Annotated in this window: 22 protein-coding genes and 1 tRNA gene; 9 read left to right on the forward strand and 14 right to left on the reverse strand. The window is 65.4% G+C overall.

Going from position 1 to position 25,269, the window contains the following annotated elements; translation table 11 throughout:
• Positions 1-14: 14 nt before the first annotated feature.
• The 8 genes from M1L61_RS18165 to M1L61_RS18200 form a co-directional block, all read right to left on the reverse strand.
• Positions 15-1,643: a ParB family protein gene (locus M1L61_RS18165; RefSeq protein ID WP_125277415.1), complete on the reverse strand. Its 1,629-nt coding sequence runs from the start codon at positions 1,641-1,643 to the stop codon at positions 15-17.
• Positions 1,636-1,884 carry a type II toxin-antitoxin system HicA family toxin gene (locus M1L61_RS18170; protein ID WP_125277414.1) on the reverse strand — a complete coding sequence of 83 codons (249 nt, stop codon included), beginning with the start codon at positions 1,882-1,884 and terminating at the stop codon, positions 1,636-1,638. Before M1L61_RS18170 ends, M1L61_RS18165 begins: the two co-directional genes overlap by 8 nt.
• The gene (locus tag M1L61_RS18175; RefSeq protein ID WP_125277413.1) at positions 1,868-2,743 is read right to left on the reverse strand and encodes a ParA family protein; all 876 of its coding nucleotides are present in this window, start codon (positions 2,741-2,743) and stop codon (positions 1,868-1,870) included. The genes M1L61_RS18170 and M1L61_RS18175 overlap by 17 nt, the downstream gene beginning before the upstream one ends.
• A 42-nt stretch (positions 2,744-2,785) precedes the next feature.
• A complete protein-coding gene (locus M1L61_RS18180) occupies positions 2,786-2,998 on the reverse strand; it encodes an AlpA family transcriptional regulator (RefSeq protein WP_012205952.1) in 213 nt (70 codons plus the stop codon).
• A 118-nt stretch (positions 2,999-3,116) separates the two neighbouring features.
• Positions 3,117-3,872: a hypothetical protein gene (locus tag M1L61_RS18185; RefSeq protein WP_077575456.1), complete on the reverse strand. Its 756-nt coding sequence runs from the start codon at positions 3,870-3,872 to the stop codon at positions 3,117-3,119.
• A 564-nt stretch (positions 3,873-4,436) separates the two neighbouring features.
• On the reverse strand, positions 4,437-6,365 hold the full coding sequence (locus M1L61_RS18190; RefSeq protein WP_125277412.1) for an integrase arm-type DNA-binding domain-containing protein: 1,929 nt from the start codon (positions 6,363-6,365) through the stop codon (positions 4,437-4,439).
• A gap of 238 nt (positions 6,366-6,603) precedes the next feature.
• Positions 6,604-6,677, reverse strand: a tRNA-Gly gene (locus M1L61_RS18195).
• A gap of 128 nt (positions 6,678-6,805) precedes the next feature.
• Complete coding sequence (locus M1L61_RS18200; RefSeq protein WP_071306353.1) at positions 6,806-8,659, reverse strand: autotransporter domain-containing esterase; 1,854 nt, start codon at positions 8,657-8,659, stop codon at positions 6,806-6,808.
• 207 nt (positions 8,660-8,866) lie between these two features.
• Here M1L61_RS18200 and thiS point away from each other — a divergent pair, with 207 nt between their 5' ends.
• The 4 genes from thiS to M1L61_RS18220 all read left to right on the forward strand — a co-directional run bounded on the left by thiS (position 8,867) and on the right by M1L61_RS18220 (position 12,551).
• A complete protein-coding gene (gene thiS, locus M1L61_RS18205) occupies positions 8,867-9,067 on the forward strand; it encodes a sulfur carrier protein ThiS (RefSeq protein WP_049454766.1) in 201 nt (66 codons plus the stop codon).
• A gap of 80 nt (positions 9,068-9,147) precedes the next feature.
• A complete protein-coding gene (locus M1L61_RS18210; protein WP_010481470.1) occupies positions 9,148-9,942 on the forward strand; it encodes a thiazole synthase in 795 nt (264 codons plus the stop codon).
• Positions 9,942-10,676 carry a tRNA (guanosine(46)-N7)-methyltransferase TrmB gene (trmB, locus tag M1L61_RS18215; protein WP_057504384.1) on the forward strand — a complete coding sequence of 245 codons (735 nt, stop codon included), beginning with the start codon at positions 9,942-9,944 and terminating at the stop codon, positions 10,674-10,676. Before M1L61_RS18210 ends, trmB begins: the two co-directional genes overlap by 1 nt.
• A 27-nt stretch (positions 10,677-10,703) precedes the next feature.
• A complete protein-coding gene (locus M1L61_RS18220) occupies positions 10,704-12,551 on the forward strand; it encodes an SLC13 family permease (protein WP_010481466.1) in 1,848 nt (615 codons plus the stop codon).
• A gap of 358 nt (positions 12,552-12,909) precedes the next feature.
• Here M1L61_RS18220 and M1L61_RS18225 read toward each other — a convergent pair whose 3' ends face one another.
• Positions 12,910-13,245 carry a Rieske (2Fe-2S) protein gene (locus M1L61_RS18225; RefSeq protein WP_010481464.1) on the reverse strand — a complete coding sequence of 112 codons (336 nt, stop codon included), beginning with the start codon at positions 13,243-13,245 and terminating at the stop codon, positions 12,910-12,912.
• Between the two features lie 178 nt (positions 13,246-13,423).
• Between M1L61_RS18225 and M1L61_RS18230 the strand changes: the two genes are divergently transcribed.
• The 5 genes from M1L61_RS18230 to M1L61_RS18250 all read left to right on the forward strand — a co-directional run bounded on the left by M1L61_RS18230 (position 13,424) and on the right by M1L61_RS18250 (position 17,716).
• On the forward strand, positions 13,424-13,705 hold the full coding sequence (locus M1L61_RS18230; RefSeq protein WP_248853880.1) for a hypothetical protein: 282 nt from the start codon (positions 13,424-13,426) through the stop codon (positions 13,703-13,705).
• Between the two features lie 75 nt (positions 13,706-13,780).
• Positions 13,781-14,497: a fumarylacetoacetate hydrolase family protein gene (locus tag M1L61_RS18235; protein ID WP_019660190.1), complete on the forward strand. Its 717-nt coding sequence runs from the start codon at positions 13,781-13,783 to the stop codon at positions 14,495-14,497.
• Between the two features lie 55 nt (positions 14,498-14,552).
• The gene (mscL, locus tag M1L61_RS18240) at positions 14,553-14,957 is read left to right on the forward strand and encodes a large-conductance mechanosensitive channel protein MscL (protein WP_010481458.1); all 405 of its coding nucleotides are present in this window, start codon (positions 14,553-14,555) and stop codon (positions 14,955-14,957) included.
• Between the two features lie 242 nt (positions 14,958-15,199).
• Complete coding sequence (locus M1L61_RS18245) at positions 15,200-16,621, forward strand: M28 family peptidase (RefSeq protein ID WP_248853881.1); 1,422 nt, start codon at positions 15,200-15,202, stop codon at positions 16,619-16,621.
• 105 nt (positions 16,622-16,726) lie between these two features.
• Positions 16,727-17,716, forward strand: a complete 990-nt coding sequence (locus M1L61_RS18250; RefSeq protein ID WP_248853882.1) for a hypothetical protein — start codon at positions 16,727-16,729, stop codon at positions 17,714-17,716.
• Between the two features lie 109 nt (positions 17,717-17,825).
• Here the strand turns inward: M1L61_RS18250 and M1L61_RS18255 are convergent, their stop codons facing one another.
• The 5 genes from M1L61_RS18255 to M1L61_RS18275 form a co-directional block, all read right to left on the reverse strand.
• A complete protein-coding gene (locus M1L61_RS18255; RefSeq protein WP_248854794.1) occupies positions 17,826-18,602 on the reverse strand; it encodes a TrmH family RNA methyltransferase in 777 nt (258 codons plus the stop codon).
• 52 nt (positions 18,603-18,654) lie between these two features.
• On the reverse strand, positions 18,655-20,172 hold the full coding sequence (locus M1L61_RS18260; protein WP_010481454.1) for an alanine/glycine:cation symporter family protein: 1,518 nt from the start codon (positions 20,170-20,172) through the stop codon (positions 18,655-18,657).
• A gap of 180 nt (positions 20,173-20,352) precedes the next feature.
• Positions 20,353-20,892, reverse strand: coding sequence for a GNAT family protein (locus M1L61_RS18265; protein WP_029379754.1), 540 nt, complete (start codon positions 20,890-20,892; stop codon positions 20,353-20,355).
• Positions 20,885-24,010: an efflux RND transporter permease subunit gene (locus M1L61_RS18270; protein ID WP_010481452.1), complete on the reverse strand. Its 3,126-nt coding sequence runs from the start codon at positions 24,008-24,010 to the stop codon at positions 20,885-20,887. The genes M1L61_RS18265 and M1L61_RS18270 overlap by 8 nt, the downstream gene beginning before the upstream one ends.
• Positions 24,007-25,113 (reverse strand): efflux RND transporter periplasmic adaptor subunit, encoded by a 1,107-nt coding sequence (locus M1L61_RS18275; RefSeq protein WP_109814711.1) that lies wholly within the window; start codon positions 25,111-25,113, stop codon positions 24,007-24,009. The genes M1L61_RS18270 and M1L61_RS18275 overlap by 4 nt, the downstream gene beginning before the upstream one ends.
• Positions 25,114-25,269 lie beyond the last annotated feature (156 nt).

Here is a 25,269-nt window from a genome sequence, read left to right on the forward strand (position 1 = left end):
CTGGCCTCCCTCGCTTAGGTTCCAGAGTCCGCAGCGCCGGCTTCGAGATCGAGCAGGCGGCGGGCCAGTCGCAGCAGGCGAAACAGCTTGACCAGCGCGGTGTCGCTCAATCGTCGGGTTACGTCGCCCTGGCCGTGCAGCAGCGCCGGCAGGTCGATGACGAGTTTCCCGTTGTCCAGACCGACGTCGGCGGGCTGCTGATCGGCCAGGCAAGCTAACAGCGCATGGACGGCACGGCCCAGCGGCGCTGGGTTTGTGGTGCGAGCGCGGCAGGCGAAGCCGATGCCGTCTGGGCGGTCATCGATGCACTCGCCCAGGTCTGCCTCGACCGCAATCTCGCGGGCAAACTGCGCGATGTGGATGCGCAGGTGCTCGGGTGTGTCCAGGCCAGGGGTGATGTACCAGACATCCGAGATCGGATAGAGCCCGCCGGCCTGCACCGGGATGGACTGCAAGACGTTCGCTGAGAAGGTGGGCGGCAGCGCATCGCCCAACTGGTCGGCGACCATGCGTTGGATGGACTCAAGTCGCTCCGTTGTCGGCGCCGGGGAAACAATGTGCTCCCGAAGCAGGTCGCCATCTGCCGCCGGACTGACCGCGCCCGAATGACTGGCATCCGCGTCGCTCTCGCCCGTCGAGGGCGTTGCCGTCGGCCTCGCATCAGGTGGCGCAGTATCGGCAGGAGGGCGCGCGATGGCTTCTGGCTCTGGCAAGGCGGGCGGCGTCGAGGGCGGCGTCGGCTCGCTGACCAAGGCACGCTGGCGGCTCTCGGATTCGGTCATGTCTAGAGCGAGCACGTCGTAATCAACACCCAGCAATTCGGTCATCTGGCCGATCAGTTCGTCCTGTACGCGTTGCGCAGAGAATTCGTCGGCCTGGGCATCGAATTGCGACAGCACTTCCTGAAAGAACTCGTCGAATTCCTGCACCAGTGAGCGGCCTTTGGCGTAATGCTCCCAGGTGCGCTCGCAGGCCTTGCGCATGACCGACAACCGCTCGACCTGGTGACGCCCCAGGCCGGCGTAGAGCACGGTCGGGATTGCGGGCAGCAGGTAGCGTACGGCGTCGGCCATCCGGCTGATGTGCGACTGCTGCACGGGGTATCCATCGGCGGCCAGGCGGCGGGCCAGCTCGGACTGGCTCAGGGGGGAGCCGCTTTCCAGTTCGTAGAACTCGCGCGCTTTCTCGACGCCCAAAGCGCGCTCGATGAAGGTGAGGCCACCGCGCAGTTCGTTTTCCGCAAGATGCCCGGTGAGCGCGACGATCTCGCCACGCTCGGGCCACGGGCGGAACAGGCATGAGACCCGAAAAAATCGTTCGTCCCTGGTCTCCGACCAGAGTTCGCGCAGGATTGCCAGTCGCGTGTTGCCGCCATTGCGGATGATGTAGTGATCGTCGCCGGGCCGCCGGGTGATGGCCGGTGCCGCGTCCAGACCACGCTCGCGGATGGATGCCTTGATTTCCTCGTACACCGGATTGCGCTTCTTGCGCGGGTCGTGGTCGTAGGGGCGCAACTGGTCCAGGGTCACGACCATGGGCGTGTCGGCGATCGGGTCGCTCAAGGACGTTGCTGACGGGCCGCTGCGCTCGAACCCGGATGCAAGCAGTTTGCCGGCCATCTGCTGGGAGGTGATCTCAGTCATGGCCGCCCCCCTGCGCTTGGGACCGGGTCTCGCGCTCAGCACGACGGATCTGCGCACGGGCGTTGAGGGCTGCCCGGTGATCGCTGGCCGTCGAACTGGTGTAGATCGCGGCGCAGCCTGCCTTGGTGAACTTGAGGTGACCGCCCGCCGTGCGCTTGACGTGCCAGCCTTCATCGACGGCGAACTCGATCAGGGCGCGCAGCCGGCTGTGGCCTCGGGCCAGTTCATGTGCGTTGGCCATGGGACCTCCTGGTATCAAGAGGCTGTAGCGGACGGCCGGGCACGGCGGCAAATCGATCCTGCCACTGCGGGAGCAATTCGCCGGCAAGATCGCGCATGGTGGCGAGCGCGGCGGGAGCGACTCTGCCCACTGGTTGGCGGTACTCGACCCGATGCACCGGCAGGCCGCGCGTCGCAGCACGCGGATAAGCCTCAATGGCCGGTACGTCGGTGGCCAGAATCCGAATGTCGGTGTGGCCCTGGAAAAGATCGCGCAGCGCCTGCTGGATCAGCCGGGCGTTGGCGGACACCGGATGGACGCGGTTGATGAGCAGGTACAGCGGCGGCGGCCCGATACCCAGGTGCCGGTATGGTGCAATGTCCTCCAGCAACTGCATGGTGCCGCGCCGCAGTTCGCGGGCGGCGAGGATTTCCGGAGTCACGGGCGACAGCGCGAGGTCGGAGGCAAGCACCGCCATCTCCAGCAGCACCGAGCGCGCGCCCTGGGTGTCGATCAGCACCAGGTCGTAGAGGGGGTTCAGTATCGGCAGCAGATGCCGCAGCCGCAGGCGCCCGTCTGGCGCATGCAGCAGCAAAGTGTTCAGTTCTCCTCGGTGGTCGTTGGAGAGCACCAAGTCCAGGCCCGCGATGATCGTGCGGGACACAAGCTGGTCGAGGTCGCGCTCGTTGAAGGCCAGCAATTCATAGATGCCGCCGGGCGCGCGGTGAGCCAGCTCATAGTAGGAGGACAAGGTGGGCTGCACATCGAGATCGAGCAGCAGCACGCGCAGTCCGGCGTCCGCAGCGAGACCGCCCAGGTTTGCGGCCGTGGTGGTCTTGCCGACCCCGCCTTTGGTTGAAATGATGGATACGACCTGCATGGTGTTCTCCGTATGAGGATGGAAAGTCCGCGGGAGAACGGATCAGGCCCGGTTGTTGACGCGCTCGTCGATCCACTGATCGATTTCGATGGAGTCCCAGCCCACGGCGCGCACGCCCAGACGCAGCGCTTGCGGGAACTGGCGTTTCTTCATCAGGTTGTAGATGTGGGCGCGCTTGAAACCGGATTTCGCTTCGACTTCTTCCAGGCGCAGGATGCGGCGCTCGTTTGGCGGCAGTACAGGTGTTTGCGACATGGCGGTCACTCCTGAACGCTCAGTGGCGTTTGTTGGCGTGACCTCTATTCAATAGACACGGCAGCGAAAAGACATTGCAAATGCAATCTCCGCTACTGCACATACAAGCTGGCAAATCTCAGCGGGAGGCGCTACGCAACCGGCGCCTGGCGGTGGCGAACTTGCCGTTCAATGTCCGCTCCGCGATACCCATGGCGCCGCTGTGATGGGCGACCAGCGCGCTGACCACGGCCTCCTGCGTCTTGAAGCTGGAGTACGGCGTGCCCGATGGCGACTGGCCGAGCATCAGCTCTAACAGGCCGCCAACGATGTTCAGGTAGGTGGCCTCGGCCCGATCACTGATCGGACACTGCGCGCATGCCGAAATCACCGTGGACTGCTTGAGCAGCGCGTCATGCTTGTCCTGCAACTCGCGAAGCTGACGTTTGGTCTGTTCCAGGGCGGATTTCAAAGCCTGGCGTTCGACCAGCATGGCTTGCCCTGTTTCTAGGGAGATGAAGGGATGGATGATGCGCTCGCTGCGGGAGAAGAGAAAGCCGGGCCGCTGCTCGGGGTAGTGCTGGCGCATCCAGCACTTCAGATCGACATGGCGTACCGTCAGATCAGGCGATTCGATCAACGCGGTGTCGCGTGTCGTGATGCCATGCTGCCCGAAGGGCAGTTCCCCGTTGAGGATGCCGTCATAGATGCGGTCGGTGTACAGCCGCAGTTCGCCCAAACGCGGGCAGTCCAGCGACTGCGGCAGATCCATAGGCGACGAGACCGAAGCCAGGATCACCTGCTCGTATCGCAGCAGTCCGGCCCAGCGGATGGACGCTTCGAGCGGGCGGTAGAACACCTTTGATGTTGGTGCATCATTTTTGTTCTCGTGCATGCTCCGTCTCCTTCCAGGAGAAGAACTACAGGGCCGACTGCTTTTGCAGCCGTCCTCATGGTCGGCCTGTTGTCCGCGCAAGACGCGAGTGATGACGCCCGCTTTTGATGACTTCTGATCAGTTCGCGCAACGAGTAGGCGTTGTGTGCTCGATGTGCAAAAATCCATCGGGCACAAGAAAACCGAGCGTCTGTCGCGGCTCGACAGTGACGCTTGCGCTATCAGGATCGTGAGAAGTGGCTGCTCTCGCAAAACCGTATCGGTATGGTCTGATGCGCCAGCGGTTTCAAAAAGCGGCGAACGCTCGGAATCTATTGATCGGGGCTTGAGATTGGCAACGAAAATCCGCTGGTGTCATATCCGATCGAGATACTGATATAGCGAGATAGCATTACCGAGAAGTCGCCTATGGTGACTGCCGAGCGCTGATCCGACGCTAAACGCTGCCTGCCAAAACGTGGAAATTGCGAGTTGGCCGCGCAGAAGACGGATGGGCGGCCATGCGAAGCGATCGACGTTCCCTCCTTTGACCTTGACCGGACGGTGCTGCCGCCCGGCCTCAGCTCAACGGGCGACGGGATCTTCGGGCATATCAACCAACATTGCCGTTTTTACCAGGCGCTCTACAGTCTGCCTGGCCAGCACCGGAGACGCCTCCGATTGCTCTGCAAGCTCATCGGTTTCTATGGCATGTGCGGCGACCAGTCGAGCTGCAAGATGCAGGTTGGTCGGATCGACGGCCTCGATGACTGGACACTTGCCCAGGGCATCGTATGGCCGCAGCAGTGCGTGATAGATGTGCCAGGTGTCGATACCGCGCGGCACCAGCTTCAGGACAGCCTGAATCAGCTTGCGCTTGATGGGGTCGAGTTGCCAGTCCGGGACGCGCTGCCCACGGTGACCCAGATGGATCGACAGGAGATTGCCGGCCTGAATCTCGTAAGTGATCCAGCGGCGGGACTTGCCAACCAGCTTGGCGTAATCGGCCACCGACAGGTTGTGGGATGCCTCGAATATCTCCAGCAATTGCAAGCGCTCGCGCTGCACCTCTGACAGCGTGGGTCGCGCGTACTCGGGCAGATGCACCGCCGAAAGTCGATAGACGGAAGCTGGAACCGCTGGTGCATCGGGTGCAGGCGCAACGATCAACTGAGGGGCGTTTGGATTCAGGGCGGGCGGCTGCGCTGCCGCCTGTCCGGCGATTGTGGGCAGGCCCTGCAACGTGATGGTCAAGTGCGTGCTGGCAACTTCGACCTGATTCTGCTCGAACAAGTCCAGCCGGTCGGCCCAGTCCTGCATCATGACGCGGCGTTGCTCGACGTACTCGGCGTGGTTGTAGGTCGCGCTGATCCGATCCGGATCGGCATGCGAAAGTTGGGCGTCTACCCACTTGGGCGGATACCCCAATTCATTGAGCGCAGTCGAGATGGTGGCGCGAACGCCATGCCCAGTGAGTTGGTCTTCATAGCCCATACGCTTGAGCGCGCCATTGAGCGTGTTCTCGCTCAGAGGGTTTTTCAGGCACCAATCACCGGGGATAAGATACACCTGTGCTGGCTTCAGATTTCCCAGCAAATGACGAACGACCTCTTGTGCCTGCAACGACAGTGGCACGATGTATGGCGGGATGTCGGCGAAACGCTGGCGCTTCTTCTTGGTGAGCTGCTTGCGTTGCTTGAGCCTGACAACCGGGATGATCCACAGACCGCGCTCCAGATCAAACTGATCGGGCGTGGCGTAGCGCAATTCACCGGTGCGCACGCCCGTGAGCAGCAGCAGACGTAGACCCAGTTGCGTATTCAGGCGACCGCTGTACTTGCGCAACGTCTGCAGCATTGCCGGCAGCTCGGGCATGCGCAAAAAGGGATTGTTCTCCACCGGGGGCAGCGGCATCGCCACCACGTCCAAATCCTTGGCCGGGTTGTCGCCCATGTTGGGCACCACCACCGAGGCGTAGGTGAATAGCTGGCTGAACCAGGTGCGCAGCTTCTCGGCCACCGACAGCGAGCCACGCTTTTCCACTCTGCCGATGATGTCCAGCAGGTGGGCGCGGGTGACGTCGTAGATGGTCAGGTGGCGCAATACGGGAAACACGTCCTTGGCGAAGACGCGCCCGATCTGCTTGGGCGTACTTTGGCGGCCCTCATTTTCCAGAGAGAGGCTGCGGTGGGCCAGCCATTTGTCGTAGATGGTCTGGAAGGTGTGCTCGCCAGCCAGGACAATCACGTGACGTTTGCGCTTGCGTTCCGAGTGCGGGTTGATGTCCTTGGCCAGCAGCGCCCGCGCCTCTTCACGCAAGTCGCGAGCCTGTTTCAAGGAGAGGGCCGGATAGCCGCCAAAGGTGATGCGCTCACGCTTGCCCAGCCAGGAATAGCGGAAGTGCCATACCTTGCTGCCGATGGCGGAGACGTAGAGGTAAAGGCCGTCGAAATCGGCAAGCGAGTACGGCTTGCCGGTGGCCTTGGCTTGCCGAGCCATGAGGTCCGAGAGCATATGTCCAACTCCAGAAGGCGAGTTGAATGCAATCGTTCTCTTCTAGCGCCAGCTCCTCCAGCAACAATGCGGATTGGGAACCTCGCACATTGTTTGGGCCACTTTTTGTACCAGTTTGGGCCGGTTGTCAGTGGTTCTCGCTGGATGTCAGTGGATCGAGGCTGGGTGAAAATCCTCAATTCTGACAATGACTTACGGTGTTCTATGGACTCCGGTGGAAGTCCCTGGAAAGTCGAAGTGGAGCGGGCGATGGGAATCGAACCCACGTCAGTAGCTTGGGAAGCTACGGCTCTACCATTGAGCTACGCCCGCATTACGGGTGAAAGTCTATGCGGAGCGGCCGGTGTTGCGCAATGGTGGCCGCCGCACCCGCCAGGCATCGCCCGGCGCTGCCGTGCAGGCATCCCAGGCACCTTGCGGTGCCCGGGATGTTGCATTCATCAGAAGCTGCCACCCACGGTGGCGAAGATCGTCGCGTCACGGGCGCGCTTCTGGGCGGCCGTGGTGCTCAGGCCAACGTTGCCCTGCAGGCCGAACAGGTCCATGCGCGCACCCAGTACGGCGGTGGCGTAGTTCTTGTCGAAGTCCAGGCCCGGCACGCGGTAGCTGCCCAGTTCCGGCAGAGTCTGCAGCCAGGCGCTGGCCTGCTTGGTGTCCTCGAACTCGTGGTCGTAGGTCACCTGCACGTAGGGCTTGACGGTGCCGCCATCGAAGCGGGCCTGCCAGCCGACGCGGCCGACGGTCGAGTCGACGTTCTGGCGGTCGTAACCCAGCGCAGTGGCCATGGTGCCGGCGGTGGCGCTTTCGGTGTAGCCGTCGATCTTCACCTTCTGCCAGATCACCGAAGCGATCGGGCCGTGGCGGAAGCCACCTTCGGTGCCGAACTCGTAACCGGCATTCAGTGCGGCGGTCAGGTTGCTGCCATCCGGCGAACCACCATGCTCACGGGTGGCCGGACCCAGCTGGACCTTGCGGTTCACGTCATACGACGACCAGGTGTAGCTGACCTGGCCGTTGACCCAGACGCGGTCGCCATACCAGGCAGCGAACAGGCCGGCGGTGGTGTCCTTCTGGGTGAAGTCGCCACGGCTGTTGCCGAAGTCGGCGCTCATGCGGCCGAAGCCGGCGAAGCCACCCACCACCACGCCGTTACGTGCCCAGTCGACACCGAACAGGCCGGCCGGCGCCACGCCGTCGTACAGGTCGGCGTGGTCATAGCGCTGCATGTCACCGCGCACGCCACCCCACCACGACAGGCCATCGGCCGGACGGGCGCCCAGGTGGTTGCTGACCTGGTCGGCACGCGAACGGCCGACCGTCTGTGCCGAGTGGCTCAGCACCTGCTGCAGGCGCGGAGCCTCCAGCACCGAGACGGCGTACTGGCCCAGCAGCTGGTGACCGGTCACAGTGGGATGCACGCCATCGGCGAACAGATAGGTCTGGTACGCATCGGGGCTGACGTAGGTCGTCGGGTTGCAGCCGATGATGCTGCCCGTGGTGTTGGCCGGGTTGATCTTGCAGGCGGTGCCGGTGACGTTGGTGAAGCCGTACATGCCCGGGTTGGCGGTCACTTCACGCAGGATGCTGAAGGTATCGAGCGGAATGAACTCGATGCCTGCCTGCTTCAGGCCGCCGTACAGTGCCTTGTTGTAGCCCACCGACATGGCGGTGGCGGCTGCCGCGTTGGGGCCGCGGAACTGCGGGGTGATGCCCACGTCCGGCAGGTTCGGCACCAGCACGTACTGGGCACCGGCCTGCTTCAGGGCGCCGACCAGCGCGATCTGGTCGGTGACCGCCGCGCCGATGATGCCCTGCACCTGGGCCGGCGACGCACCCGCGCCGGCAGCACCGGCCGCGGCGAACAGGTCGTTGGCGCCGCCCCAGACGGTATACAGGGCATTACGATCAGCCTTGCCGCCGTTTGCGGCCAGGTAACGGGCCGCCTGCGACTTCAACGACGGGATCGCGCCAAGGGCACCACCGCCTTCGACCGACACGCGGGCACCGCCGACAGCGTAGTTGTCGCCGTTCTGGCCGTTGCCGTTGGGGTCCTTGTTGAGGCCGTAGTAGTTGGCGACCTGCTGCGACCACACCCAGCCCGGGTTGGTGGTGAACTGGCCGGAGAGCCCCTGGGTGGCCTCAGGCAGCAGCGGGCGGAAATAGCCGGCGTCGGTGAGGCTGTCGCCGAAGAACACCGCCTTGGAATACGGACTTTCGCCTGCCATGGCCGGCAGCGCGGCGAGTGCGATCGCAGCCGCCATCAGGGAGCGGATCGGGTGTTTGCTGAGCTGCATCTAGGAACTCCTGTGGGGTAAATAGGTTGGAATCCGGCGCACGTACGCCGGCGCACGGTCAATGGTTTCACCGCGCCGCCGTTTGCTCACGCTGCGCCGCCGCATGGATTGTCGCCTGATCACGCCGGAACCCGCTGTGCTGGAGCTGGCGCCCGGTTCAAATTGCAAACGTTCCGATCTCGACGGGCTATCAGCGACAATGCAGGGATGAACATCCAGCTCAACGGCGAACCCCGCACCCTGCCCGCCTCGGCAACCCTCCACGACCTGCTCGAGGCCGAGCAGCTGCTGCAGCGCCGGGTGGCGGTGGAGGTCAACGGCGAGATCATCAGCCGCAGCCGCCATGGCGAGCACGTCCTGGCCGAAGGCGACATTGTCGAGATCGTGCACGCGCTGGGCGGGGGCTGAGACCTGCGCGGGTTTGCCGGCCAGCGGCCGGCACGCCATTGCGTGATCCCATCTTCAGGCGGATAGGCGATAATCGCGCCATGAACGTTCATGTCTCCCCCGATTCGCTGGTGATCGCCGGCAAGACCTATGGCTCGCGGCTGCTCACCGGCACCGGCAAGTTCAAGGATCTGGAAGAAACGCGCCTGGCCACCGAGGCTGCAGGCGCCCAGATCGTCACCGTGGCCATCCGCCGCACCAACATCGGGCAGAACCCGGGCGAGCCCAACCTGCTCGACGTGCTGCCGCCGGAGCGCTACACCATCCTGCCCAACACCGCCGGCTGCTACACCGCCGAAGACGCGGTGCGTACCTGCCGGCTGGCACGTGAGCTGCTGGACGGCCACAACCTGACCAAGCTGGAAGTGCTGGGCGACCAGAAGTCGCTGTACCCGGACGTGGTGCAGACCCTCAAGGCCGCCGAACAGCTGGTCAAGGACGGCTTCGAGGTGATGGTCTATACCTCCGACGATCCGATCCTGGCCAAGCGCCTGGAAGAGATCGGCTGCGCTGCGGTGATGCCGCTGGCCGCACCGATCGGTTCGGGCCTGGGCATCCAGAACAAGTACAACCTGCTGCAGATCATCGAAGACGCCAAGGTGCCGATCATCGTCGACGCCGGCGTGGGCACCGCGTCGGACGCGGCAATCGCGATGGAGCTGGGCTGCGACGGCGTACTGATGAACACCGCCATTGCCGGTGCACGCAGCCCGGTGCTGATGGCCAGTGCCATGCGCAAGGCGGTCGAGGCCGGCCGCGAGGCGTTCCTGGCCGGGCGCATCCCGCGCAAGCGCTACGCCAGCGCCTCCTCCCCGGTGGATGGGCTGATCGGCTGATGACCAATCCTTTCGACAGCGCCGGTTCCAAGGCTCCGCCCAAGCCCTTCACCGTCAGCGAAGGCCGCCGCGAGGTGCGCAGCTTCGTGTTGCGCCAGGGCCGCTTCACCCCCGCCCAGCAGCGCGCGTTCGACGAACGCTGGCCGCGCTTCGGCATCGATTACAACGGCCAGCCGCGTGACCTGGACGCCACCTTCGGGCGCCCGGCGCACAAGGTGCTGGAAATCGGCTTCGGCAACGGTGCCGCGCTGCGCTTCGCCGCCCAGCACGACCCGTCGCGCGACTACATCGGCATCGAAGTGCACGCGCCCGGCGTGGGCCGGCTGCTGAACGCGCTGGCCGACGACAACGCCGACCACGTGCGCCTGTACCACCACGATGCGGTGGAAGTACTGCAGAACGAGATCGCCGATGGCGCGCTCGATGAAGTGCGCATCTACTTCCCGGACCCGTGGCACAAGAAGCGCCACAACAAGCGCCGCCTGCTGCAGCCGGCGTTCGCCGAGCTGCTGGTGCGCAAGCTGCGCCCGGGTGGCCGCCTGCACTGCGCCACCGACTGGGAAGACTACGCCGAGCAGATGTGGGACGTGCTCGATGCCACCGCCGGCCTGGTCAACCGCGCCGGCCCGCGTGGCAGCGTGCCGCGCCCGGCTTGGCGCCCGCAGACGCACTTCGAGACCCGCGGCCAGAAGCTCGGCCACGGCGTCTGGGACCTGCTGTACGACCGCACCTGACGATCGCCTGAGGACGCCGCGCCCCACATGGATACCGCGCTGACGCTGACCAACGACATGAAGCTCGTGCTCGGGCTGGTCGGCTTCACGATGGCGATGTTCCTGTTCGAGCGCATCCGCGCCGACGTGGTCGCGCTGGTGGTGCTGGTGGTGCTGGGTGTCACCGGCCTGATCGCGCCGGAGGAAATCTTCGGCGGTTTCTCCGGTAACGCGGTGATGAGCATCATCGCCACCACCATCCTCGGTGCCGGCCTGGACCGCACCGGGGCGCTGAACCGGCTGGCGGCCTGGCTGCTGCGGCGCGGCCATGGCGTCGAGCAGCGCTTGCTGATGATGACCACGGCCATCGCCGGCCTGAACTCGTCCTTCATGCAGAACCCGTCGGTGATGGCGCTGTACCTGCCGGTCGCCTCGCGACTGGCAGCGCGCACCGGCCTGACCCTGCAGCGCCTGCTGCTGCCGATTTCGGCGGCAATCGTGATGGGCGGCGCGCTGACCATGGTCGGCAACTCGCCGCTGATCCTGCTGAACGATCTGCTGGCCTCGGCCAACAACAACCTGCCCTCGGGCCTGGCCACCATCGAGCCGCTGCGCATGTTCGCGCCGCTGCCGATCGGCGTGGCCCTGCTGATCGCCTCGCTGCTGTATTTCCGCTACTACGGCGACCGCAAGCTGATCGAGGAAGAGAACCTGGTCAACGACGGGGTCACGCCCGCACGCACCGAGAGCTACTTCGCCAAGACCTACGGCATCGAAGGCGATGTGTTCGAGCTGGTGGTCAGCGCGGAAAGCCCGCTGGTGGGCATGACCCTGGGCGAGGCCGAGAACCTGCACGATGCCCCGCTGCTGCTGGCCCTGAAAACCGGCAACGACACCCGCCTGGCGCCGCCGGCGGAAATGCGCATCTGGGTCGGCAGCGTGCTCGGCGCGATGGGCCCGCGCGAGCAGATCAACGATTTCGCGCAGAACCAGTTCCTGCGCATGTCTTCGCGCCTGAAGCACCTGGGCGACCTGTTCAACCCGAGCCGTGCCGGTATTTCCGAGGCGGTGGTACCGCCGACCTCGAACGTGATCGGCAAGAGCGCCGCGGACCTGCGCCTGCGCAAGGAGCGCGGCATCAGCCTGCTGGCGATCAACCGCGACAAGCAGGTGATCCGCGAGGACGTGCGCGACGTGCAGCTGCGCGCCGGCGACATGCTGGTCTTCCACAGCATCTGGACCGATCTGGCGCAGGCCGCGCGCAGCCGTGACTTCGTGGTGGTGACCGACTACCCGACCGGCGAGCAGCGCCCGCACAAGTTCAAGATCGCGATGGCGATCTTCGCGCTGACCATCCTGATCGCGCTGACCAGCAAGCTGCCGGTGGCGCTGACGCTGATGACCGGCGTGGCCGGCATGCTGCTGACCGGCGTGCTGCGCATGGACGAGGCCTATGCCTCGATCAACTGGAAGACGGTGTTCATGATGGCCGGGCTGATTCCGCTCGGCTGGGCGATGGATTCCAGTGGTGCGGCGGCATGGGTGGCCGGCCATACCATCGACAAGCTGCCGACCGGCATCCCGGTGTGGGTGCTGGAGGTGGCGCTGGCGCTGCTGACCACGGCGTTCTCGCTGGTGATCAGCCATGTGGGCGCAACCATCGTGATGGTGCCCATTGCGGTGAACCTGGCACTGGCGGCGGGTGGCAACCCGACGGCGTTCGCGCTGATCGTGGCGCTGTCGGCGTCCAACAACCTGATGACGGCCTCCAACCCGGTGATTTCGATGATCACCGGTCCGGCCAATTACACCCCGCGCGAGATGTGGCGGGTCGGCGGACCGTTGTCGCTGATCTACACCTGCGTGGTGGTGTTGATGATCAACCTGATGTTCTGAGGGTTGGGGTTTGTTGGCAGGGCTGCGCCCTGCACCCGCAGAGGCAACGGCAACAGCCGGAGCAACAGCAACGGCAACAGCAACAGCCTGCTATCCGTGGGATGGCGGGGTGGGTCCGGTGGCGGGGGACGCTGCAAGTACGTCCCTGTAAGCTCGGTCGCCGCATCCATGCGGCTCACGCCCCCGCAACCGGACCCACCCCGCCTTCGATAGTTTTCCGCGAGCTGTCGGAACGGAATTCTTTGCTGTTGGTGGGTGTCGACCTTGGTCGACACGGTAGATCCACGCCATGCGTGGATGGATCTCTGGATATCCATTGATCCTGTGGGTGCGAACCTTGGTTCGCACACCGGTTGCCTCAGGCCAGGTAAACCTGCCCGTCGCGCACGTCCACCGGCACTGCGCGCAGGCGGTCGCCCTTGCAGGGACCGGCAATGCAGTCGCCGCTGTCCAGCGCGAACGAGGCGCCGTGGGCGGCGCAGACCAGGTGGCCTTCGCGGCTCTTCAGGAACTGGCCCGGGGCCCAGTCCAGGCGTCGGCCGGCGTGCGGGCAGATGTTCAGGAACGCACGCACCTGCGCGCCGTCGCGGTACAGCACCAGCGACTCGGCATCGCCATCGACCACCGCTTCGACCTCGGCAAACGCGCCATCGGCAATGGCATCAAGGGCGATCAGGGAAGCAGCGGCAGTCATGGCGAAGGCTCGGACAGTAAACCCGCATTGTCGCATGCCCACTCAGGTGACTGGCTGCGACATGAACACAAGTCATTGATCCGTAATAAGCACAGGCTATATTTAACGAGTTTTTCACTCAATGACAGTGGCGCGTCCCGATACTCTGTTTTCGCTGATCCCAGCCTATCGAGCCGCCATGTTCAATCGCGCATCCGCCTTCAACCAGTTCCGCACCCTGTTCGCGCCGCGCAAGCCGCGTCACCCGCTGGTGCGCGTTGCCGTGGGCCTGCTTGGCCTGGCGATCCTGGCCGCGATGGTGTTCATCGGCGTGTTTGTTGGTGCGGCGATGATCATGGTCGGCCTGGCGTGGAAGCTGCTGGCGTCGCGCAAGCCGGGCGCCGCGCGTCCGGTCGACCCGGCCGTGGTCGAGGGCGAGTACCGCGTGGTGCGCAAGCCGGTGTTGCCGGTCTCGCGCTGACCTGCGCCATCCGCGCCCGCTGACGGCGGGCGCCATGCGTTCTAGACTGCGGGCACGCCCTTCCTGGATGCCCGCATGTCCGATGTCTCCGATGTGATCCCTGCCGTAGCCCTGCCGCGTGTGCCGGTAGCCGGTGGCGGCAGTTTCCCCGTGCACCGCATCTACTGCGTCGGCCGCAACTTCGCCGACCACGCCCGCGAAATGGGCGCAGCGGTGCCGGCGGCCGATGACCGCGGCCGCCCGATGTTCTTCAGCAAGCCGGCCGATGCGATCGTGGTCGGCCACGACGATGCCATCCCCTACCCGCCGGCGACTGCCAACCTGCACCACGAAGTGGAACTGGTGGTGGCGATCGGCCGCGATGCACCTGCCGGTGAGCTGGCCGTGGCCGATGCCGATGCACTGGTCTACGGCTACGCCGTGGGCCTGGACCTGACCCGCCGCGACCTGCAGGCCGCCGCCAAGGACAAGGGTCACCCGTGGGACGCGGCCAAGGGCTTCGATGCCTCCGCGCCGATCAGCGAAATCGTCCACGCCGAGGAAGTGGGCGACCTGGCCGCGCTGAACCTGTCGCTGGAGGTCAACGGCGAGGTGCGCCAGCAGGCGCTGCTGGACCAGATGATCTGGAACGTGCCGGAGATCCTGCACGAGCTGTCCAAGCTGTGGCAGCTGCGTGCCGGCGACCTGGTGTTCATGGGCACCCCGTCCGGGGTGGCCGCACTGAAGCCCGGCGACCGCTTCAGTGCCCGCCTGGAAAACGTGGCCGAGCGCCACGGCGTGATCGCCGGCTGACATCACCTGCGCTACCCTGCGCGCTGTCCACTTCCCCCACCGGAGAAAAACAACAATGGGAATGCTCACCGAGTTCAAGGAATTCGCGATGCGCGGCAACGTCATCGACCTCGCCGTCGGCGTGGTGATCGGCGCGGCCTTCGGCAAGATCGTGACGGCGCTGGTCGAGAAGATCATCATGCCGCCGCTGGGCATGCTGATCGGCAAGGTGGATTTCTCGCAGCTGGCGTGGACGCTGTCGCCGGCCCGCATCGGGCCGGACGGCAAGGAGATTCCGGCGGTGGTGATCGGCTACGGCGACTTCATCAATACGCTGATCCAGTTCGTGATCGTGGCCTTCGCCATCTTCCTGGTGATCAAGGTGATCAACCGCCTGTCGCGCAAGAAGGAAGCGGCACCGGCAGCGCCGGCCGAGGAAGTGGTGCTGCTGCGCGAGATCCGCGACAGCCTGAAGAAATAAGGTATCGGGCGCCTACCGGCGCCCCTCCCACCTGTAGAGCCGAGCCCACGCTCGGCTGATCTGCAAAAGGCAGCCGAGCATTGGCTCGGCTCTACAGAAGCAGGCGAAAGCCCCGCCCCGGCGGGCTTTCGCTTTGCTGCATCTGGCGGAAAACAGCATCCGCGCCAGCCATGACCTCCCGCCCATGCGCCGGGCTGAACGACTGTTAAGCTCCAAGGCTTGGTCCCTTCCCGGAGCTGTCCATGCGTCGCCGCGTCCTTGCCATCGCATCCTCCCTCGCCCTGCTGGCCGCCCCGGCCTTCGCGGCGCCGCACACCACCACCCTGCCCCCGGCGTCGCTGGCCACCGCCGCACAGCTGCGCGATCAGGCGCTGGCCGACGACACCGGCTGGAAGGTGGTCGAATCGCTCACCACCGAGATCGGCCCGCGCATCGCCGGCAGCGAAGCCGACGCCCGTGCCGTGGCCTGGGCCGAAGCCAAGTTCAAGGCCCTCGGCTTCGACAAGGTGTGGAAGGAGCCGGTGACGTTCCCGAAGTGGGAGCGCCGCAGCGAACACGCCGCCGTGACCGGCAAGAACCCGCAGCCGCTGCAGATCACCGCACTGGGCGGCAGCCCGGGCGGCACCGTTGAAGCCGAAGTGGTCCGCTTCGCCGATCTGGCCGCACTGCAGGCCGCACCGGCCGGTTCGCTGAAAGGCAAGATCGCCTTCGTCGATTACCAGATGCTGCCGTTCCGCGATGGCCGCGACTATGGCCGTGGCGGTGCGATCCGCAGCAAGGGCCCGTCCGAGGCGATCCGCAAGGGCGCGGTGGGCTTCCTGATGCGCTCGGCCGGTACCGACTCGCACCGCGTGCCGCACACCGGCATCACCCGTTTCGATGACGGCCTGACCCCGGTGCCGTCGGCGGCGCTGTCGGTGCCCGATGCCGACCAGCTGGCGCGCCTGCTGGCCCGTGGCAGCACCACGGTGAAGGTCGCGCTGGATTGCGGTTGGGATGGCACCGCCACCTCGTACAACGTGATCGGCGAGATCACCGGCCGCAGCCTGCCTAAGGAAGTGGTGGTGATTGGTGGTCACCTGGATTCATGGGACCTGGGCACCGGCGCGGTGGATGACGGCGCGGGCGTGGGCATCACCATGGCCGCAGGCCACCTGATCGGCCTGCTCAAACAGGCGCCGAAGCGCACCATCCGTGTGGTCGCCTTCGCCAACGAAGAACAGGGCCTGTACGGCGGCAAGGCCTACGCCGAGGCGCATGCCAAGGACGTCGCCCTGCACCAGCTGGCTGCCGAGAGTGACTTTGGCGCCGGCCGCATCTACGCCTTCAATACCGGTTCGCCGAACCCGGAAGGCTCGCGCGAAGCGACGAAGCAGATTGCCGAAGTGATGAAGCCGCTGGGCATCGAGTACCAGGCCGACAAGGGTGGCCCGGGCCCGGACGTCGGCCCGCTGGCCGCCAAGGGCGGTGCGTGGGCGTGGCTGGCGCAGGATGGTTCGGACTACTTCCACCTGCACCACACCGCCGACGACACGCTGGACAAGATCGACCCGAAGGCGCTGGCACAGAACGTGGCCGCCTACACTGTGTTCGCCTACCTGGCGGCGGAAGCCGATGGCAGCTTCGGCAGCGAGGCCAAGGCGACCACGCCACCGAACGAGTGAAATTCTGAAGGCGGAAGACGCTGAGTTGCAGGCTCAGCGTCTCCCCCTCTTTCCTTCAGCTGCGAACATCCCCATACAGACAATCCGTTTTCTTGGAAAGTACGCGTGGAAGGATTCGAACTGCTCGACCAGATGGATTTCCACTTGGGTTTCCATAGCGCGTACCCGTTCTGGCTGGGACAACGCGTCAACATCTATGATCCCGAACAGAATCAATGCCTTCTCGGCATCATTCCGGAAGTGAAGGCGTGCCTGCAAACCGAACGATTCAATGCGGCAATTTGCGTCAACGGTTTGATGCTACTGAATGTGCGACACCTTTCGCAGACCGCGCCAGATATGGGCATTTCAGGTGATTTTGATCAGTCTGCAATATGGATGGATCGACACTTGGATTACGCCAATGCACTTCAGCTGTGCTTGGAATCGGAGTCGATAAAGCATCCTGACTCCTACGAAGTCTCCGCCACTGCAACCCGGGCGAAGGAGATATGCAAGGTCGGATTCCTCGACGGCCGCCCCGTAAACGTCAGCTTTGGCACGGCTCGCACCTTGACCACGGTCATGCATGCGCTGTCCGGATGGGTAGCTGGAGGCGCCCTTGCGCCTTCTCCCCTGGAAGCACCCGGATGGAGAATTCCCCACGAAGTAGTTCATGTCGAAGCTGCTCGGTTTGCGCTGCAGAAATTCGCGCTCATAGCACGCAACGAACATCACGTCACATGGCTCTCCTATCTGCTCAAGGCCAAAACCGCATACGCCGACAACGACTATAGGATGTCATTCGTCCTCTCATGGTTCATCATCGAGTCCTCTCTCCGGTGGCACTGGATGATCGAGAACGAGGAGAACGCTAGATCTCGCGAAACCTGGAAGATCATCGACGATCTTTGTGCAGGGAAACTGATCTGCGACGAACACAAGCGTGCCCTCACGTCTTTGCGGAAGCTGAGAAACGAACTCATGCACAATCCCGCCGACACCGTCTGCCAGCCAATTCAATGTTACGAGGCTGGACAGATCGCGTGTGACCTTGCGCTGCTCGGCACCGACGTGGACCTCGTAACATCGTGGCGCACCAAGGTGCAGTTCTGAACCAAATGTTGCTGGAGAAGCGTCCCCGGCTCGTTTACTTCCCAAGCCGAGGCACTTCCAACTGGACATGCAGACGTGGACTCGAATCACCCTAGCCTGTCTGCAGCTCTCACCTCACGCGGCGACTGGCCCACTGCGCCAACAGCACGGCCGTGGCCGAGGCCACGTTGAGGCTTTCCACCGCACCACTGCCGGGAATCGAGACCTGCAGATCGCACTGGCTCGCCAGGCCACGGTCCATGCCTTCGCCTTCAGCGCCCATCACGTACACAAGCCGTTCCGGCAGGGACGCACGGAACACGTCGTCGCCACCATCAACGAGGGTCGCGGCCAGCCCGAAGCCGGCCGCACGCAGCTGTGCCATCGCCTCTGCGGTCTCCGGCAGCTGCACCAGCGGCACCGCCTCGGCACCGCCCTCGGCCACGCGTGCGGCGGCACCGGACAGCGCCAGCGTGCTGCCGGCCGGCAGCAGCAGCGCCTTGACCCCGAAGTGTGCGGCCGAGCGCAGGATCGCGCCGAAGTTGTGCGGGTTGCCGACACCATCAAGCCACAACGCCAGCGCCGGACCTTCGCCCAGATCCGCCAGCCACTGCGCCAGCGGCACGACCGGCGCGCGCAGCACGTCGGCCACCAGGCCTTCGTGGTGCGTGGTAGCGGCCAGCTTGTTGAGATCGCCCTCTTCCACCACGCGATAGCCCACGCGGTTGGCCACGCACCACTTCAGCACCGGCTGCATGCGCGGAATCAGCGCGTCCACCAGGTACAGCTTGCGCAGCGCCTGCGGGCGCTTGGCGAACAGGGCCTGCACGGCGTTCCAGCCATACAGGCGCAGTTCGTCGTTGCCACGCCCCGGCGGTGGCGGGGTGCCGCCCTCACGCGGTGGCAGCGGGGTGGCCCGCGGCGGTCGCGACGACGGGCGGCGGGCGTTCTTCCAGGGATCATTCACTACGGGACAACTCCAGCTTGCGTTGACGCCAGAAATCGGCGTTCTTGATGCCCAGGGCATCGGGGTCGAAGATCGGATCGAGGCCGAGCTTCTTCTGTCGTTCGTAATCACGCAGGGCCAGCATGGCCGGCTTCTGGATGATGAGGATGGCAATGATGTTCAGCCAGGCCATCAGGCCCACGCCGATGTCACCCAGCGCCCAGGCCAGGGTGGCGTTATGGAACGCGCCGAACACCACCATGCCGATGATGCCCAGGCGCAGCAGCAGCACGGTCAGCGGGCGCTTCTTGTTGTGGTTCACATAGCTGAGGTTGGTCTCGGCCATGTAGTAGTACGCCATGATGGTGGTGAAGGCGAAGAAGAAGATGGCGATGGACACGAACGCCGAGCCCCAGCCCGGCAGCACGGCTTCAACGCCGGCCTGCGCGTAGCCTGCGCCTTCCGGGATGCCGGCCAGGCCCTGGAAGATCGGCGCGGCGCCGGGCACCGGCGAGTACACATTGTAGGTGCCGCTGGCCAGGATCAGGAACGCGGTGGCGGTGCACACCATCATGGTGTCGAAGTAGATGGCGAAGGCCTGCACGTAGCCCTGCTTGGCCGGGTGCGAGACTTCCGAGGCGGCTGCAGCATGCGGGCCCGAGCCCTGGCCGGCTTCGTTGGCGTAGATGCCGCGCTTGATGCCCCACTCCACTGCCAGGCCCATCATCGCGCCGAACGCGGCGTGGGTGCCGAAGGCGCTCTTGAAGATGATGCCGAACATTTCCGGCACGCGGTCGTAGTTGATGATCATGATGACGATGGCCATCAGGATGAAGCCGGCGGCCATGAACGGCACCACCACTTCGGCGAAGTTGGCGATGCGCTTGACGCCACCGAAGATCACCACGCCCAGCAGCAGCGCGACCACGATGCCGATGCCCAGCTTCAGCGCCTGCACCGACTCCATGCCGAAAGCCTGGCCATCGAGCGGACCGCACAGCGCGGTGCCACGGCAGGCGTTGATGATGCTGTCGGCGATGGCATTGGCCTGCACGCCCGGCATCAGGAAGCCGGCAGCGATGATCGTGGCGATGGCGAAGGCCAGCGCGTACCACTTCAGGCCCATGGCCTTTTCGATGTAATACGCCGGGCCACCGCGGTAGCGGCCTTCGGCGTCCTTGGTCTTGTAGATCTGCGCCAGGGTGCATTCCACATACGACGTGGACGCGCCGAGGAAGCCCATCACCCACATCCAGAAGATGGCACCGGGGCCGCCGAAGGCGATGGCGGTGGCCACGCCGGCGATGTTGCCGATGCCCATGCGGCCGGCCATCGACATGGCCAGGGCCTGGAACGAGGACACGCCGGCGTCGGATTTCTCACCCTTGACGGTGAGGCGGCACATCTCGACGAAACCACGGATCTGCATGAAGCGCGTGCGCAGGCTGAAGAACAGGCCGGCGGCCAGGCACATGAAGATCAGCGCCTTGCTCCAGATGATGCTGTTGATGAAATGTACGGTAGCTTCCACGCGCGCTCTCTCCAGTCGGCGGGTTGTAAGGACGTCCCGTCGGCTGGAGGGGACCGGTCGATTCTCCCTGATCGAAGGCCGCTGCGGTAGCGCTGTTTTGCAGGGCCGAGCCCATCCTCGGCTGCCGTCAGGGGCCCAAGCCGAGCATGGGATCGGCTCTACAGCGGCCCGCCCGCGTGTTCAGGGCAGCTGCGTGCGCACCCGGGCGAAGCGGCGCAGGTCGTGCAGCTCACCCCGCTTGTAGATCGCGCAGCGATCCACGCCCTCTTCCTGGAAGCCGTTCTTTTCCAGCACCCGTGCCGAGCCGAGGTTGAAGTCGACCACCCCGGCCTGCAGCCTGAACAGGCGCAGTTCGTCCATCACCCACGGCGCGAACAGGCCGACCACGCGGGTCATCAGGCCCTGGCCCCAGTAGGCCTGGCCCAGCCAGTAGCCAAGTTCAGCCATATGACCGCGCTCGGCCACGCCCTGCTGGGCGCCGACACTGCCGCAGGCCTGGCCGTCGATCTCGATGGCCAGGTTCAGGGTGCCGGGGGCCAGTACGCGGCCGGCGAGGAAGGCCTCGCCATCCTCGCGCGTGTACGGGTACGGGAAGCGATCACGCAGGCCCCGCGACACCTCGGCGTCGTTGGCATGGCGCAGCAGCGATTCCAGATCATCCGCGCGCCAGGGGCGCAGCTGGAAGCCATCGCCCCGCAGCAACGTGGTCGGATCAGGCATGGCCACCCACCGAGGGCGATTCCGCTTCCTGCTTCTCCAGCTCGCGTTTCACCGCTTCCGGCGAACGGGTGTACGGGGCCAGCCGCGCGTAGAACGCCGGCACCACGAACAGCGACAGGAAGGTCGAAAGGGTCACGCCGAAGATGATCACGATGCCGATCGTGCCACGGCTGGCCGAACCGGGGCCACCGGCCACCACCAGCGGGATCGCGCCGACCACGGTGGCGATAGAGGTCATCAGGATCGGGCGCAGGCGCACCATCGCCGATTCGATGATCGCCTCGCGCACGGTTCTTCCGTCGTCGCGCAGCTGGTTGGCGAATTCGACGATGAGGATGCCGTTCTTCGCTGCCAGGCCGACCAGCATGACGATGCCGATCTGACTGAACAGGTTCACCGTGCCACCACTCACCCACAATCCGACCAGCGCACCGAGCACACCCAGCGGCACGGTCAGCATGATGGTGAGCGGGTGGATGAAGCTTTCGAACTGCGCGGCCAGCACCAGGTAGACCACCAGCAGGGCCATCGCGAAGGTCAGCAGCACTGCGCCGCCCGCACTCTGGTACTCGCGCGATTCGCCCTTCCAGTTCACCTGCGCATACTGCGGCAGCTCTTCGCGCGTGACCTGCTGCGCCCAGGCGATGGCCTCACCCAGTGGATAGCCCGGCGCCAGGCCAGCGTTGATGGTGATCGAGCGCAGGCGGTTGAAGCGGTTCAGGGTGCCGGCCTCGGCCACTTCGCTCAGCGTGACCAGGTTGGACAGTGGCACCAGCTCACCGGAGGTGGCACGCACGCGGATCGCGGCCAGGTCGGCCGGGCTGGCGCGTCCATCGCGACCGGCCTGCACGAGCACGTCGTACTCCTCGCCGTTGTCGACGAAGGTGGTGACGCGGCGCGAACCCATCATGGTTTCCAGCGCCGATCCGATCGCGGTGACCGGCACGCCGAGGTCGGCCGCGCGCTGGCGGTCGATGTTGACCCGCATCTGCGGCCGCGTTTCCTTGTAGTCCGAGTCCGGGCCGACCAGGCCCGGATTGTCGGCCATGCGCAGCAGGATGCGGTCGCGCCACTGCGCGATCTCGGCGTACTCCGGCCCGCCCAGCACGATCTGGAACGGCTGCCCGCCGCTGCGCACCAGGCCACCACCGACCTGGGTACGCACGCGCACGCCGCGGATGGTGTCCAGTTCCTTCTGCAGCTCATTGGCCACATCCGGCGTGCCCTCGCTACGCTGGCGCCACGGCTGCAGGAAGATGCTGACGCGGCCGGTGTGCATTTCCTCGCTGGCGCCCCAGCCGCCCGGCACGCGCGGGTTGGCACGCACGATGGGTTTGTCCGGGCCGACATGCGGTGCCAGCATCGCTTCCACCTGCTGTACCTGCTGCACGGTGTAGTCGTAGCCGGCGCCCTCCGGGCCGTCGATCATGATCTGGAACGAACCGCGGTCTTCGGCTGGCGCCAGCTCCGACGGCAGCAGCTTGAGCAGACCCCAGCTGGCAGCCAGTGCGGCCACCATCACCAGCAGGTAGATCCAGGTGCGGTCGACATGGTGGTCGAGCACGCGGCCATAGCCCGAGGCCAGGCGCTCCAGATTGCGGTTGATGAAGCCATGCAGGCCACGTGGTGCCTGCCCGGTGTGCGGCTTGAGCAGCTTGGAGGCCATCATCGGCGTCAGCGTCAGCGCTACGAATGCGGACAGCGCCACCGCTGCCGCCAGCGCCACCGCCAGTTCGCGGAACAATCGTCCGGTATTGCCTTCCAGGAAACCGACCGGCAGGAACACCGCCACCAGCACGGCGGTGGTGGCGATCACCGCGAAGGCAACCTGCGTGGTACCGCGTTTGGAGGCCACCAGTGGGGGCTCGCCCAGGTCGATGCGGCGCTGCACGTTTTCCACCACCACGATCGCGTCGTCCACCACCAGGCCGATACACAGCACCAGTGCCAGCAGGGTCAGCAGGTTGATCGAGAAGTCGAACGCGTACAGCGCGATGAACGCCGCCACCAGGCATACCGGCACCGTCACTGCGGGAATCAACGCCGCGCGGAAGCTGCCGAGGAACAGCCAGATCACCGCCAGCACCAGGATCATCGCCTCCACCAGCGTGGCGTAGACGCGGTCCACGGCGGCTTCGATGAAGGTGGTGTTGTCGAACGCAACAAAGATCTGCGTGCCCTTGGGCAGCGACAGCGCCACCCGCTCGGCTTCAGCGCGCGCGGTGCGCGCCACGTCCAGCGAGTTGGCGGTGGAGGTCTTGACGATACCCAGGCCGATGCCCGGCTCGCCGTTGCTGCGGTAGTAGGCGCGGCGCTCGGCCGAGGCCAGTTCGATCTTCGCCACGTCGCCCATGCGCACCACATAGCCATCGCGGCCCTTGCCCAGCGGGATGGTCGCGAAGTCTTCCGGCTTGATGTAGTTGCGCTCCACGCGCAGGGTGAAATCGCGGTCGGTCGACTCGATGCGGCCGGCCGGCAGTTCCACGTTCTCGTTGCGCAGCGCGGTTTCCACGTCGCCGGTGGTCAGCCCGCGTGCGGCCAGCTGGTCGCGGTCCAGCCAGATGCGCATTGCATAGCGCTGGCGGCCGCCGATGCGGACCTGGGCCACGCCGTCGAGGCTGGAGAAGCGATCGACCACGTAGCGGTCGGCGTAATCGCTCAGCTCCAGCGTATCCATGGTCGAGGAGACCATGTTGAACCAGATGATCGGGTCGGCATCGCTTTCGACCTTGGCGATTTCCGGCGGCCGCGCTTCTTCCGGCATGCGGTCGGCGACACGGCTGACCGCATCGCGCACGTCATTGGCCGCCGCTTCGATATCGCGGTTGGAAGTGAACTCGATGCTGACCTGCGAGCGGCCGTTGGTGCTGCGCGCATTGATCGTATCGATGCCTTCGATGCCAGCCAGTGCATCTTCCAGAACCTGGGTGATGCGGCTTTCGATGACCGCCGCCGAGGCGCCGGTGTAGTCCACCGACACCGACACGATCGGCGGATCGATGGCGGGCAGTTCGCGCAGGGTCAGGCGGGTGAAGGACATCACGCCCAGCACCAGCAACAGCAGGCTCATCACCACGGCGAACACCGGCCGCTGGATGGAGATGTCGGACAGTTTCATCCGCCGTGGCCCTCGGCCGCGACCGGCGCCGGCGCGTCAGCCGGCTTCGCACCGCTGGCCGGTGCCGCATCCTTGGCCGCGACCTTCAGGCCCGGGCGCAGCTTGCCGGTGCCATCGACCACGATGCGCTGGCCCGCTTCCAGGCCCTGCTTGATCTCGACCACGCCGGCACGGCGTGCGCCGGTGATCACGTCCACGCGCTCGACGCTGTCGTCGGCGGTGATGCGGTACACGAAGGTATCGCGACCGACCTGCACCACGGCGATTTCCGGAATCACCAGCGCCGGGCGCTCGGGGTGGAACAGGCGCACATCCAGCAGCATGCCCGGGCGCAGGGCATGGTCACCGTTGGCGAAGTCGGCGCGCACGGTCACCGCGCGGGTGGCCGGATCGATGCGTGCGTCGATGGTGCTGACCACGCCCTCGAAGGTACGGCCCGGCCACGCCACGCTGGTGGCACTGACCTTGTCACCGACGCCCAGCGCGGCCAGCTCCACTTCCGGCACCTGGAAATCGATGTGCATGTGTTCGATGTCATCGAGCGTGGCGATCACCGTGGTCGGCGTCAGCAGTGTGCCCGGGCTGACCTGGCGGATGCCGAGTACACCGGCGAACGGCGCACGCACGCGGCGGTCACCGATGTCCGACTGCATCTGCGCCACGCGCGCCTCGGCGGCATCGCGGATCGACTTCTGCGTATCCAGCGTGGCGCTGGAGACCAGCCGCTGCGTGGCCAGCTCGCGCTGGCGCTTGTACAGCTGGTCGGCCTCATGGAAGGTGGCCTGCGCCTGCACCAGCGCGGCCTCCTGGGCCTGCCCGCGCAGGGTTACGATCGGCGCACCGGCCGCAACATGCTGGCCGCTTTCGAAGTGCACCTTCTCGACGATCTCGCTGACCTTGGCGGTGACGCTGATGGATTCGCGCGCCTTGGCCGTACCCAGTGCCTGCAGCGTGTCGTTCCACTGCGTGGACTGCACGACCTGCGCGGTGACCGGCACCGCTTCTCCCTGCCGACGGGCGGCGGCCTCCTGTTTGCCCGCGCACCCGGCCAGCACGGCCAGGCAGAGGCCAAGGGCCAGGGTCGAAGCGATGCGAGCCAACATGAACGGTCCTGAGTGATCCACGGCCGCCGAGTGTAGGCAAGCGCCCACAGAAGCGATATGTGCCAAGCGTTTACCGGCGTGGAACCGGCGTCGCGATAGCGCCGTGAACCCGTTCCGTGCAAGGCTGGCAGCAGCGGTGTCGGCATGTGTCGAGGT

The organism is Stenotrophomonas sp. NY11291 (assembly GCF_023277365.1).
In the GTDB taxonomy this organism is placed as follows: domain Bacteria; phylum Pseudomonadota; class Gammaproteobacteria; order Xanthomonadales; family Xanthomonadaceae; genus Stenotrophomonas; species Stenotrophomonas geniculata.